Below are 12,561 nucleotides of genomic sequence, written 5' to 3'. Positions count from 1 at the left end.
AAACGGTGCCGGCTCGATCTGTGGATGAAGCCGGCGTTGGGGATGACGGGGACCATCGGCACCGCGGCGCCGTCGATGTGTCGGTGGCCTGCTCGACGGTGAAGCCATGACTTCATGGACCCGTGCCGAGATCGGCGCGCTGGGCGAGCAACTCGCGGTTGATCACCTGCGGTCGTCGGGGCTGCGAGTGCTCGAGCGCAACTGGCGGTGCCGGTACGGCGAGTTGGACGTGATCGCGGTCGACGACTCGGTCCGCACCGCGGTCTTCGTGGAAGTGAAAACCCGCACGAGCGATCGGTTCGGCGGGGTCGAGGAGGCCGTGACCCCGCAGAAGGTGCGTCGGCTGCGGCGGCTCGCCGGCTTGTGGCTGGCCGCCCAGGAGACCGGGTGGCCGCAGGTGCGCATCGACGTCGTCCGGGTGCGGCTCGGCCGAAGCCGCACACCGGAGATCACGCATCTTAAGGGGGTGGGGTAGATGGCGATGGGGCGGGCGTTCTCGGTGGCGGTGACCGCGCTCGAGGGCCAGATCGTCGAGGTCGAGGCCTTCATCGGTTCCGGTCTACCGAGCGTTGACCTGGTCGGCCTGCCGGATGCTGCGCTGCAGGAGTCGCGCGCCCGGGTCCGGGCTGCGATCACAAACTCCAAGTGCGACTGGCCGATGACCAGGTTGACGATGGCACTGTCACCGGCGACTCTGCCCAAGGTCGGGTCGGTTTATGACCTCGCGTTGGCGTTGTCGGTGCTATCGGCCGGCGCGAATGAACGGTGGCCGCGGCTCCAAAAGACCGTGCTACTCGGCGAATTGGCACTCGACGGACGGGTTCGTTCGGTCAGGGGCATCCTCCCGGCTGTGCTGGCCGCCAAGCGGGAGGGCTGGCCGGCGGCCGTCGTTCCCGCCGGAAACCTCGCCGAAGCGAGCCTGGTCGAGGGTATCGAGGTGTGGGGTGTGCGCACGCTGAGTCAGTTGAGGTCGTGGTTGCAGGGCAAGGAACGACTCGAAGGGCGCATCGCGTCGCCGTCGTCGAGACCCGAACCGATGGCCGACCTCGCCGACGTGGTCGGTCAAACCGAGGCGCGATATGCCGTCGAGGTGGCCGCGGCGGGTGGTCACCACCTGATGGTGACCGGCCCGCCAGGTGTCGGGAAAACAATGCTGGCCCAACGCCTTCCGGGTTTGCTGCCGGCGCTCTCGGAGAGCGAAGCGCTGGAGGTCACCGCGATCTACTCGGTGGCGGGTCTCCTCTCGGAGGAGGCCCCGCTGATCACCCGCCCGCCATTCGTCGCGCCGCATCACACGTCGAGCGTGGCGGCGATGGTCGGCGGCGGGTCGGGGATCGCGCGGCCTGGCGCGGTCAGCCGCGCGCACCGCGGCGTGCTCTTCCTCGACGAGTGTGCCGAGATCGGCGGCAGCGTGCTCGAATCGTTACGTACTCCGTTGGAGGACGGTGAAATTCGCCTCGCCCGCCGTGACGGCATCGCCCGGTATCCGGCACGGTTCCAGTTGGTTCTGGCAGCGAACCCGTGTCCGTGCGCCCGCCCCGACCCACGGGACTGTGTGTGCACCGGCCACGAGAAGCGACGCTATCTCGGCAAGCTTTCCGGTCCGCTGCTCGACCGAGTCGATCTTCACGTGCGAATGCACTCGCTGCGGGCCGGCGCGATCGTCGCCAAGGACGGCGAGTCCACCGAGGTCGTGCGTGAACGCGTGGCCGCGGCACGTGCCGCTGCTGCCGAGCGGTGGCGGCCACACGGGATCTGCACCAACGTCGAGGTCAGTGGTTCGTTGCTCCGCCGCAGGTTCCGGTTGCCCCCGGCGGTGATGAAACCGTTCGAGGCGGCGCTCAATCGCGGCACACTCAGCGTCCGTGGTATGGATCGCACGTTGCGGGTCGCATGGACGTTGAGCGACCTGGCGGGCCGGACATCGCCGACCCTCGAGGACGTCACCACCGCGTTGAGTTTCCGGCCGACCGGAGGTGCGCCGTGACCGACGAAACCACCGAAGCCTGGGCGTATCTGTCGCGGGTCGTCGAACCTCCCTGTCCCGCACTTGCAGCGCTGGTGGCGCGGGTGGGTGCGGTGGAAGCCGCGGAGCGGGTGCGGCGCGGCTCGGCAGGCGAAGAAGTCAACCGGCACGCCGAGGCGCGTCGTGACATCGACTGTGCTGCTGATGATTTGGCGGTGTTGGCGGGCCGCGGCGGTCGGCTGATCACCAGCGACGACGACGAGTGGCCGCTACTGTCGTTCGCAGGGTTCGGAGGCGCTCCGGACCGGTTGCGGCCGCAGGCGCATGCGCCGATGGTGCTGTGGGCGATCGGGCCCGCGGCACTCGACGAGGTCGCCTTCCGATCCGCCGCAGTCGTCGGGACCAGGGCCGCGACGACGTACGGCGAATTCGTCGCTGGCGACATCGCGACCGGGCTGGCGGAGCGCGACGTCGCGGTGGTGTCCGGTGGTGCGTTCGGTATCGACGGTGCAGCCCACCGCGCGACGCTCGCTGTGGAAGGGGTGACCGTCGCGGTGCTCGCCGGTGGCGTCGACGTCCCGTATCCGGCCGGGCATTCCGCGCTGCTGCAGCGCATCGCCGAACACGGGTTGCTTCTCAGCGAATATCCGCCCGGCGTGCGACCCGCGCGCCACCGGTTCTTGACCCGTAATCGGTTGGTGGCGGCGCTGTCCGGGGCGACCGTCGTGGTCGAGGCGGGCGCGCGAAGCGGTGCGGCCAACACCGCGGCTTGGGCACGGATGCTCGGTCGCTCCGTGTGTGCGGTGCCGGGGCCCGTGACGTCGTCGGCGTCGGTCGGGTGCCATGCGCTGCTACGGAGCGGAGGAGCGCAGATCGTCACGCGCGCGGCGGACGTCGTCGAACTGGTTGGCAGGATGGGTGAACTGGCTCCCGAGGAGCAACGTCCGGCCTCACCGCTCGACGAGCTCGGCGACATCGAGAAGCGCGTTTACGACGCGCTTCCGCGCCGGGGTGGCCGCACCGCCGAGGAGGTCGCGGTGGCCTCCGGTCTGCCGGCGCGTCAGGTGCTGGGTCCACTGGTCAACCTGGAGTTGTCCGGCCTGGTGGTCGGCCGGGACGGGAGGTGGAAGCTGGCGGCGGGGTGACCCGGTTGTCGGCAAGGCCGCTGGTCGTACGAGGTAGAACCCTGACCGACAGCCTCCGCTCGTATAGTCGGTGAGGCCGGCTCGGAACCAGTGTGGTCGACCAGGTCGGCCGAGTTTTGGAGGGATTCTTCGTGGCAGCGCGACCGATACACACCTTCGAAGTGGTGCGTACCGAGCAATTGACACCGCACATGATCCGGCTGGTCCTCGGCGGATCGGGATTCGACACGTTCACCCCGAACGAGTTCACCGATGCCTACGTCAAGATCGTGATCGTCGATCCCGGCATCGATGTCGCCCAGTTGCCGCAGCCGCTGACACTCGACTCGTTCTCGTCGCTGCCGCCGGAGCGGCGGCCCGCCGTGCGCACCTACACCGTGCGCAGCGTCGATCCCGAGCGCCGCGAGATCTGCATCGACTTCGTGGTGCACGGTGACCACGGCGTCGCCGGGCCCTGGGCGGCCGCCGCGACCCCCGGCCAGCCGGCCTACCTGATGGGTCCCAGCGGCGCCTATGCGCCCGATCCCGCGGCGGACTGGCATTTGTTGGCGGGTGACGAAGCGGCGGTGCCCGCGATCAGCGCCGCGCTGGAAGCTATGCCGGACAACGCGATCGGGCGAGTCTTCATCGAGGTCGCCGGGCCCGATGACGAGGTTCCGTTGAAGAAGCCCGACGGTGTGGACGTGCGGTGGATCTATCGGGGCGGGCGTGCCGACCTGGTGCCCGAGGATCAGGCCGGTGACCACGCTCCGCTGATCGCCGCGGTCAAGGAGACCTCGTGGCTGCCGGGACAGGTGCAGGTGTTCATCCACGGCGAGGCCCAGGCCGTCATGCACAACCTGCGGCCCTACATCCGCAAGGAGCGCGGCGTGGAGGCCAAATGGGCGTCGTCGATCTCCGGATACTGGCGTCGCGGCCGCACCGAGGAGACCTTCCGTCAATGGAAGGCCGAGCTCGCCAAGGCCGAATCCGCTACCTGACCGGCGGCCTGGCACGCTTGCCGCATGACGTTCGGTAACTACCAGTTCGAGATCTACCTGCAAGGCCTCTCCGGCATCGTGCCGAAGCTGCCGATGACGTTCGCGCAGTGGGAGGCCAAGGCGGAAGCGGCCATGCCGCCGTCGGTGTACTCCTACGTCGCCGGCGGCGCGGGGGATGAGCGGACCCAGCGGCTCAACCGCACCGCGTTCGACAACTGGGGTCTGATGCCGCGGATGTTCCGCGCCACGCGCGAACGCGACCTCTCGGTCGACCTGTTCGGCATGACATTGCCCTCGCCGGTGTTCATGGCGCCGATCGGCGTAATCGGCATCTGCGCGCAGGACGGGCACGGTGACCTCGTCACGGCCCGCGCCGCAGCGCGCACCGGTGTGCCGATGGTCGTGTCGACCCTCACCGAAGACCCGCTCGAGGACATCGCCGCTGAATTCGGCGAAACGCCAGGCTTTTTCCAGCTGTACACGCCGACCGACCGGGAGTTGGCCGCCAGCCTCGTCCACCGCGCCGAGGCCGCCGGATACAAGGGGATCATCGTCACCCTGGACACCTGGGTGCCGGGATGGCGGCCACGGGACCTGTCGACGTCGAACTTCCCGCAGCTGCGCGGCAGCTGCCTGGCCAACTACACCAGCGACCCGGTGTTCCGCGCCGCACTGCCGCAGCCGCCCGAGGAAAACCCGCAGGCCACCGTCATGCACTGGGTGGGTCTCTTCGGCAACCCGCTGACGTGGGACGACCTGCCGTGGCTGCGTTCGCTGACCGACCTACCGCTCATCGTCAAGGGCATCTGTCATCCCGACGACGCGCGGCGCGCCAGGGACGGCGGCGTCGACGCGATCTACTGCTCCAACCACGGCGGACGCCAGGCCAACGGCGGGCTGGCGGCCATCGACTGCCTACCCGGGGTCGTGGAGGCGGCCGACGGGCTGCCGGTGCTGTTCGACTCGGGCATCCGCAGCGGCGCCGACATCGTCAAAGCGCTCGCGCTGGGCGCCACTGCGGTCGGGATCGGACGGCCCTATGCGTACGGACTGGCGCTCGGCGGCGAGGACGGCGTCGTGCACGTGCTGCGATCGCTGCTTGCCGAGGCCGATCTGACGATGGCCGTCGACGGTTATCCCACCCTCGCCGATCTCACTCCGGACACGCTGCGGCGCGTCACCTGAGCGTTGCCGGGGGACTCTGCGACGGTTGGTGTCGTGGAAGGCGTCCTCGAGGAGTTCGACGAGTACCTCGCGCTGGAGCGAGGCCGGTCCGAGCACACCCGTCGCGCGTATCTCGGTGACCTTCGGTCGCTGTTCGGGTTCATGGCCGAGCGCGGACACACCGTCGGCCTGAACGCGCTGAGTCTGCCGGTGTTGCGATCGTGGCTGGCCGCGCAAGCCGCCGCCGGCGCCGCCCGCACGACGCTGGCCCGGCGCACGTCGGCCGTCAAGATGTTCGCCGCGTGGGCGGTGCGGCGCGGCCTGATCGACACCGATCCCGCGGCCCGGCTGCAGGTACCGAAGGCCCGGCGTGAACTGCCCGCGGTGTTACGTGAGGACCAGGCGCTCGACGCCATGGCGGCCGCGAAATCGGGTGCCGAACAGGGCGATCCGATGGCGCTGCGCGACCGATTGATCGTGGAGTTGTTGTACGCCACCGGAATCCGCGTCAGCGAGCTGTGCGGGCTCGACATCGACGACGTCGACATGCCGCGGCGGTTGCTGCGGGTCCTCGGCAAGGGCAACAAACAACGGACGGTGCCGTTTGGTGCGCCCGCGCAGGAGGCGTTGACGGCGTGGCTCGATGGCGGCAGGCCGGCGTTGGCGACCGCGGACTCCGGCCCGGCGCTGCTGCTGGGGGCGCGTGGTCGTCGGCTCGATCCGCGCCAGGCGCGCACCGTCGTGCACCAGACCGTCGCGGCGGTAGACGGCGCACCCGACATCGGACCGCACGGGTTACGGCACAGCGCCGCAACGCATCTGCTGGAAGGCGGCGCCGACTTGCGCATCGTGCAGGAGCTGCTCGGCCATACCAGCCTGGCCACCACGCAGCTCTACACCCATGTCACGGTCGCACGGCTGCGCGCTGTCCACGACCAGGCCCACCCCCGCGCTTGACTACGGTGATTTCGGTGTAGCCGGTTGCGCTGTGCGCACCCGCGAGCACCGAAATCGCAAAGGAGGAACGTGGTCAGGTCGACGTTCGAGCTGTCGTGGGGGCCGGTCAGCTACCTCGAGTGGGCACCCGAGCGCGTCGACGCGGCGCCGACGGTGGTGCTGTTGCACGGCGGCGGAGTGGACAGCGCGTCGCTGTCCTGGAGTGGTGTCGCGCCGAGGCTCGCGGCCGGCGGTTACCGCGTGCTCGCGCCCGATCATCCGGGCTACGGCGACAGTCCGCCGGCGCCGTGGCCCTCGACCCAGGATCGGTTGGTCGGCTACGTCGGCGAGTTCGTCGACGCGCTTGCCCTGGACGGCTATGCGGTCGGCGGTTTGTCGCTCGGTGGTGGGATGACGATCGGGCACGTGTTGGAGCGCCCCGAAAAGGTCACGGGGGCAATGCTGTTGGCCAGCTACGGGTTCATGCCCCGGCTGTCTGGAGGGCCGCTGTCCGGTCTCCGGCAGGCGCTGACCTGGGCCATGGTGCGCACCGGCCTGCTGAAAACGGTGAGCCGGTGGTCGGGGCGAAGCAGGCGTGCCATGGCGTGGGTCCTGCCGGCGTTGATCGGCGACCCCGCGGCGCGAACTCCGGAACTGGTCGACGAGATTCTGTCGGCGGCCCGAGCGGATCACGCATTCGAGGCGTTCGGTCAGTGGCAACGCGATCAGGTCCGGTGGAATTGTCTCGCCACCGACTACCGCGACCGGCTCACGACGTTCCCCCGCCCCGCGCTGATCGTTCACGGAGACAAGGACAGCAGTGTGCCGGTCGCGGCGGCGCGGGCAGCGGCCGAACTGATCCCGGCGGCGCGCCTCGAAGTGGTTGCGGGCGCGACACATTGGGTGCAGCGGGACCGGCCCGACGCCGTGGTATCCGCGATGCTGGAGTTCCTCGACATGCTCGGCGCAGCAGCTTGATCACCTCGGCGATATCCGGCATCGCCGACGGCCGCCCGGGCAGGTCGTCGAAGACGAACCCTCGACCGCGCAGGCGAACGCCCACATCTGCTCGCCGGTGCGCGTCAGGCCGGCGGTCAACCCGAAACGCATAGACCGGTTGCGATGAGCATCGGTGCTCACGGTTCGACGTGAGGCGCACGCTCGTGCGGGGCCGAGCGTGCGCAGACCGACGAAAAGTGGCGGCGTGTCGTGTGCCGACACGCACGCTCGCGGGTTTGAGGCGGATCGGGGTGGTGACCACGAGGGCGAGCGGGTCGACGTAGTCGGCGCGCGACGCCGGACCCCACATCGCGCCCCAGTGCAGGCAGGCCGAGCGTGTGCAGCCGGGATGTCCGGCTTCCAGCACGCCGATCACCGCCTGCGCGTCGATGCGTTGTCCCCGCACGACCGTCGCCCGGACCGGTTCATAGCTGGTCCGCAGACCGCCGGGGTGGGTGATCGAGACGACCGGCCGCCCCGCCAGCTCACCCGCGAAGACCACGGTGCCGTCGGCCGCCGCGAGCACACGTTGGCCGGGTGCGCCCGCCAGGTCGACACCGCGATGCCCGGGCGCCCAGTTCGGCTCGGCCGCGTCGAAAGCCCTGGTCACCTCTGGGCGCGGCCGCAGCGGCCAGGCCAACCGGGCGCCTTCGGCCGCGACGGGTCCCGCCCAGACCAGCCCGGACACCAGCGCGATGCAAGCCAGCGTGATCAATCGCATCACCCCAGCTCAGCGGGGGCTGCCCGACTGGCGCCAGAGGGGGACCCGCATCTGTGGACAGCGGGCTCGGCGTGGAAAAAGCACCCCTGTGCAGGGTGTAAACTGCTAACCGCAGCTCGCTTGCGCGGGCTGACTTCGCGTGTCTGCACCCGCGACCCGTTCCACTAGGTCGTTCCCCCGGATGCCGTCGGTCCCGTCTTTAGACGGGTTCTGGCATTCCGAGCAGTCACCAGGGCTCGGCGTCACCCGGCGCCGGCATCAACCGACGAAAAGGACCATGGACTCATGGCTGTTGTAACCATGAAGCAGCTGCTCGACAGCGGCACCCACTTCGGGCATCAGACCCGCCGCTGGAACCCCAAGATGAAGCGGTTCATCTTCACCGACCGCAACGGCATCTACATCATCGACCTGCAGCAGACGCTGACCTACATCGACAAGGCGTACGAGTTCGTCAAGGAGACGGTCGCGCACGGCGGGACGATCATGTTCGTCGGCACCAAGAAGCAGGCGCAGGAGTCGATCGCCGAAGAGGCCACCCGCGTCGGCATGCCGTATGTGAATCAGCGCTGGCTGGGCGGCATGCTCACCAACTTCCAGACCGTGCACAAGCGGCTGCAGCGTCTCAAGGAACTCGAGACGATGGAGCAGACCGGCGGGTTCGAGGGTCGCACCAAGAAGGAAATCCTGATGCTGACCCGCGAGAAGAACAAGCTCGAACGGTCGCTCGGTGGTATCCGGGACATGTCCAAGCTGCCCTCGGCCGTGTGGGTCGTCGACACCAACAAGGAGCACATCGCCGTCGGTGAGGCGCGCAAGCTGAACATTCCGGTCATCGCGATCCTGGACACCAACTGCGACCCGGATCTCGTCGACTACCCGATTCCGGGCAACGACGACGCGATCCGTTCGGCCGCGCTGCTGACCAAGGTGATCGCCGCCGCGGTCGCCGAGGGCCTGCAGGCCCGCGCGGGCGTGGGTCGCGACGGTGACAAGCCGGACGCCGACGCTGCCGAGCCGCTCGCCGAGTGGGAGCAGGAGCTGCTTGCGAGCGCGACCGCCACCGCAAGCCCCACCGCCGCGGGTGCCGCGCCCGGCACCCCCGAGGCGGACGTCCAGACCGAACCGAAACCCTCCCAGAATCCGTAAGAGAAGGCTGATATGGCTAACTACACCGCTGCCGACGTCAAGCGACTGCGGGAGCTGACCGGCGCCGGCATGCTCGACAGCAAGAACGCGCTCGTCGAGGCCGGCGGCGACTTCGACAAGGCCGTCGAGCTGCTGCGCATCAAGGGCGCCAAGGACGTCGGCAAGCGCGCGGAGCGCGCCACCGCCGAAGGCCTGGTGGCCGCCAAGGACGGCGCACTGATCGAGCTGAACTCCGAAACCGACTTCGTCGCCAAGAACTCGGAGTTCCAGTCCGTCGCCGAGCAAATCGTCGCCGCCGCGGCGGCCGCCAAGGCGACCGACATCGACGCACTCAAGGCTGCGAAGGTGGGTGACACCACCGTCGAGCAGGTCATCGCGGACCTGTCGGCCAAGATCGGCGAGAAGCTCGAGCTGCGTCGCGTCGCCTACTTCGACGGCACCGTGGAGACCTACCTGCACAAGCGTGCCGCGGACCTGCCGCCGGCCGTGGGTGTGCTGGTCGAGTACCAAGGCGATAACAAGCAGGCCGCCCACGCGGTCGCCCTGCAGATCGCCGCGCTCAAGGCCAAGTACCTCACCCGGGAGGACGTGCCCGAGGACGTCGCCGCCAACGAGCGGCGCATCGCCGAGGAGACCGCCCGCAACGAGGGCAAGCCCGAGCAGGCCCTGCCCAAGATCGTCGAGGGCCGCGTGACCGGCTTCTACAAGGACGTCGTGCTGCTCGACCAGCCGTCGGTGTCCGACAGCAAGAAGACCGTGAAGGCCCTGCTCGACGAGGCCGGTGTGACCGTGACCCGCTTCGTTCGCTTCGAAGTCGGCCAGGCCTGACCACTCTTTAGCGAACCGCTCTCTGGCGCGAGCGCTCATCGTCGTACGGCCCGGACGCCGGGAACCGTACAAGGGTGAGCGCTCGCGCATTTCTGGGGCCGCGGCGGTACGACTTGGTACCGTCGTCGGCATGACTCGGATAAGCGCCTTCGGCGACGACGCCCTCGGCGATCTCGATGCGGTCGGTCTGGTGGAGGCGCTGCAGGCGGGTGCGGTGTCGCGAGCCGAACTCGTCGACGCCGCGATCGCCCGCACCGAGGCCGTCAATCCGGCGCTCAACGGACTGGCGTACGGGGCGTTCGAGCGGGCCCGCGCCGGTGCTGCCGCACGCCCTTACGGCGGCTACTTCAACGGCGTCCCGTCGTTTCTCAAGGACAACGTCGCGGTCGCCACGATGCCGACGATGAACGGCACCGACGCCTGGGATCCGCACCCGGAGCGCACGCACGGCGACTTCGCGCGTTCGTTTCTGGCCACGGGACTGGCTCCCCTCGGCAAGACGCAGATGTCCGAATTCGGATTCAGCGCGTCGGCCGAGCATCCGCGGCTGGGCCCGGTGCGCAATCCGTGGAATCCCGAGCACACCGCGGGCGCGTCGTCGTCGGGCTCCGCGGCGTTCGTGGCCGCCGGGGTGGTGCCGATCGCCCACGCCAACGACGGCGGCGGGTCGATCCGAATTCCGGCCGCCTGCAACGGCTTAGTGGGTCTCAAGCCATCGCGGGGTCGGCTGCCCCTGGACAAGAAGCTGCGGCAGATGCCGCTTCGCATCGTCGCCAACGGTGTTGTCACGCGCTCGGTGCGCGACTCTGCGGCGTTCTACCGCGAGATCGAGCGGGTGTATCGCAACCCGGCGTTGCCCGCAGTCGGCGACATCACCGGGCCCGGGGCGCAGCGCCTGCGAATCGCGGTGTGCACGCAGTCGATAGCGCGCGAGGCGAGCCCGGAGGTGCGCGAACTCACGCTGAAGAACGCCGCGCTGCTCGAGGAACTCGGACACCGGGTCACCGTGATCGACAATCCCGTGCCGTCGCACTTCATGACCGACTTCCTGCTCTACTGGTCGTTTCTGGCGTTCGCGCTCGTCCGCGGCGGGCGATCGACGTTCGGGCGCAGTTTCGACCGTGGGCGCCTCGACAACCTGACCCTCGGACTCGACCGCCACGCGTCGCGCAACCTACACCGGATGCCGGGGGCGCTCGCGCGACTGTCGCGGATGCGCCGGGTCACCGAGCGTGTCACGCGGAACCATGACGTCGTGCTCACCCCGACGCTTGCCGACGTCACGCCGCGCATCGGTCATCTCGACCCGATGCTGGACTACCAGACGATCATCGACCGGCTCGTCGAGTGGGTGGCGTTCACGCCTCTGCAGAACGCCACAGGGGAGCCGGCGATCTCGCTGCCCCTCGCCGAGTCCGCATCGGGCCTGCCGGTCGGCATGATGTTCGCCGCGCCGGTGGGCCACGAGGGCCGGTTGCTCCAGTTGGCGTACGAACTCGAGCAAGCGCGCCCGTTCAAGCGGATTCACGACGCGGGCTAGAGGGAGCGGCACACCTCGGCGGTGGCGCGGGTGAGCGACTGGGCGCCCTCGCGGAGCGCCCGCTCGATCGGTGTGCCCTCGGCGGTGATCGCGACGAGTCGTTCGACGCCGTGATCCAGCAGCACGGCGGCGTCGGGGGCGACCCGGCCTGCGAAGATGACCACCCGCGCCCCGGCGCGTACGGCCGCTTGGGCCACGCCGAACGGCGTCTTACCCATGACCGTCTGCGCATCAACGCTGCCCTCGCCGGTGAACACCCAGTCCGCGCCCCGCAGCGCCCGCTCGAGACCGACCGTTTCGGCCACCTCGTCAACGCCGGGTCTGCTTGTCGCACCGAGGAATTCGACTAGCGCGAAACCCATACCGCCGGCCGCGCCCGCGCCCGGCCGCTGGGGTTGGGTGGCGCCGAACGTCGCCGAGGCGACCGCGGCCAGTCGGGACAGCCCCGCCTCGAGTCGCGGCATGTCGTCTGCACCGGCGCCCTTCTGCGGACCGAACACCGCAGTGGCGCCGCCCGGACCCAGCAGCGGCGCGGTGACGTCGGAGGCCACCCGGATCCGGGCGTCGCGCAGGCGTGGATCCATCCCCATAACGTCGATGCGTTCGAGGCGTTCGAGGTCGGCCCCGCCGGGACGCAGCGGCAGGCCGTCGGCGTCGAGGAACGCCGCGCCCAGTGCGGTGAGCATGCCTGTTCCTCCGTCGTTGGTGGCCGAGCCGCCCAGGCCGATCAGGACATCCTCGGCGCCGCGGTCGAGGGCCGACGTGATCAGCTCACCCACGCCGAACGTGCTGGCGCGCAGGATGTCTCGTTCGTGAGGTGTGACGAGTTCCAGACCCGCCGCTGCAGCCATCTCGATGACCGCCAACTGGCGCAGCGGCACGTAGCCGTACCGTGCGGTGACGGTGCGGCCCAGCGCGTCGGACACCTGCACCTCGACGTGCTCCCCGTGCAGCGCGTCGACGACCGCATCGACCGTGCCTTCACCGCCGTCGGCCATCGGCACACCGACGACGTCGGCGTCCGGCAGCACCGCCGCGACGCCGGCCCTCATCGCGGCGACCGCTTCGGACGCGGTCATCGATTCCTTGAAGGAGTCCGGCGCCAGGACGATCTTCATGGACGTAGTCTCGCA

General features: G+C 69.5%; 11 protein-coding genes and 1 pseudogene. 10 read left to right on the top strand and 2 right to left on the bottom strand.

The window, feature by feature from the left end:
• The first annotated feature begins 106 nt into the window (after positions 1-106).
• From CEX88_RS02105 to CEX88_RS02075, 7 genes are all read left to right on the top strand, one after another.
• Entirely contained in the window at positions 107-475 is a 369-nt protein-coding gene (locus CEX88_RS02105) for a YraN family protein (RefSeq protein WP_094292207.1), read from the top strand.
• A complete protein-coding gene (locus CEX88_RS02100) occupies positions 476-1,987 on the top strand; it encodes a YifB family Mg chelatase-like AAA ATPase (RefSeq protein WP_094292206.1) in 1,512 nt (503 codons plus the stop codon).
• Positions 1,984-3,111, top strand: a complete 1,128-nt coding sequence (dprA, locus tag CEX88_RS02095) for a DNA-processing protein DprA (RefSeq protein WP_238381919.1) — start codon at positions 1,984-1,986, stop codon at positions 3,109-3,111. The genes CEX88_RS02100 and dprA overlap by 4 nt, the downstream gene beginning before the upstream one ends.
• Before the next feature lie 131 nt (positions 3,112-3,242).
• On the top strand, positions 3,243-4,091 hold the full coding sequence (locus CEX88_RS02090; protein WP_094292300.1) for a siderophore-interacting protein: 849 nt from the start codon (positions 3,243-3,245) through the stop codon (positions 4,089-4,091).
• Positions 4,092-4,115: 24 nt separating this feature from the next.
• Positions 4,116-5,276 carry a lactate 2-monooxygenase gene (locus CEX88_RS02085; protein ID WP_094292204.1) on the top strand — a complete coding sequence of 387 codons (1,161 nt, stop codon included), beginning with the start codon at positions 4,116-4,118 and terminating at the stop codon, positions 5,274-5,276.
• Positions 5,277-5,309: 33 nt separating this feature from the next.
• On the top strand, positions 5,310-6,212 hold the full coding sequence (locus CEX88_RS02080) for a tyrosine recombinase XerC (protein WP_094292203.1): 903 nt from the start codon (positions 5,310-5,312) through the stop codon (positions 6,210-6,212).
• A 69-nt stretch (positions 6,213-6,281) separates the two neighbouring features.
• Positions 6,282-7,169: an alpha/beta fold hydrolase gene (locus CEX88_RS02075; RefSeq protein WP_094292202.1), complete on the top strand. Its 888-nt coding sequence runs from the start codon at positions 6,282-6,284 to the stop codon at positions 7,167-7,169.
• A gap of 253 nt (positions 7,170-7,422) precedes the next feature.
• On the opposite strand, the pseudogene CEX88_RS02070 reads toward CEX88_RS02075, so the two are convergent.
• Positions 7,423-7,911 (bottom strand): annotated as a pseudogene (locus CEX88_RS02070) (M23 family metallopeptidase); the annotation flags it as partial.
• 285 nt (positions 7,912-8,196) lie between these two features.
• Here CEX88_RS02070 and rpsB point away from each other — a divergent pair.
• The 3 genes from rpsB (at position 8,197) to CEX88_RS02055 (ending at position 11,428) form a co-directional block, all read left to right on the top strand.
• Positions 8,197-9,060 carry a 30S ribosomal protein S2 gene (rpsB, locus tag CEX88_RS02065; protein WP_094292201.1) on the top strand — a complete coding sequence of 288 codons (864 nt, stop codon included), beginning with the start codon at positions 8,197-8,199 and terminating at the stop codon, positions 9,058-9,060.
• A 12-nt stretch (positions 9,061-9,072) separates the two neighbouring features.
• Complete coding sequence (gene tsf, locus CEX88_RS02060; protein ID WP_094292200.1) at positions 9,073-9,888, top strand: translation elongation factor Ts; 816 nt, start codon at positions 9,073-9,075, stop codon at positions 9,886-9,888.
• Between the two features lie 130 nt (positions 9,889-10,018).
• Positions 10,019-11,428: an amidase gene (locus CEX88_RS02055; RefSeq protein ID WP_094292199.1), complete on the top strand. Its 1,410-nt coding sequence runs from the start codon at positions 10,019-10,021 to the stop codon at positions 11,426-11,428.
• Here CEX88_RS02055 and CEX88_RS02050 read toward each other — a convergent pair.
• Positions 11,425-12,546, bottom strand: a complete 1,122-nt coding sequence (locus CEX88_RS02050) for a glycerate kinase (RefSeq protein WP_094292198.1) — start codon at positions 12,544-12,546, stop codon at positions 11,425-11,427. The two genes, CEX88_RS02055 and CEX88_RS02050, sit on opposite strands and share 4 nt — an antisense overlap.
• Positions 12,547-12,561: the final 15 nt, after the last annotated feature.

Source organism: Mycobacterium neumannii (assembly GCF_002245615.1).
In the GTDB taxonomy this organism is placed as follows: domain Bacteria; phylum Actinomycetota; class Actinomycetes; order Mycobacteriales; family Mycobacteriaceae; genus Mycobacterium; species Mycobacterium neumannii_A.
This window is presented reverse-complemented; position numbering and strand designations above follow the sequence as displayed.

Coding starts and splice junctions, on each gene's coding strand:
- CEX88_RS02105 (WP_094292207.1), top strand. CDS start 107: ATGACTTCATGGACCCGTGCCGAGATCGGCGCGCTGGGCGAGCAACTC.
- CEX88_RS02050 (WP_094292198.1), bottom strand. CDS start 12,546: ATGAAGATCGTCCTGGCGCCGGACTCCTTCAAGGAATCGATGACCGCG.
- CEX88_RS02100 (WP_094292206.1), top strand. CDS start 476: ATGGCGATGGGGCGGGCGTTCTCGGTGGCGGTGACCGCGCTCGAGGGC.
- rpsB (WP_094292201.1), top strand. CDS start 8,197: ATGGCTGTTGTAACCATGAAGCAGCTGCTCGACAGCGGCACCCACTTC.
- CEX88_RS02055 (WP_094292199.1), top strand. CDS start 10,019: ATGACTCGGATAAGCGCCTTCGGCGACGACGCCCTCGGCGATCTCGAT.
- CEX88_RS02085 (WP_094292204.1), top strand. CDS start 4,116: ATGACGTTCGGTAACTACCAGTTCGAGATCTACCTGCAAGGCCTCTCC.
- tsf (WP_094292200.1), top strand. CDS start 9,073: ATGGCTAACTACACCGCTGCCGACGTCAAGCGACTGCGGGAGCTGACC.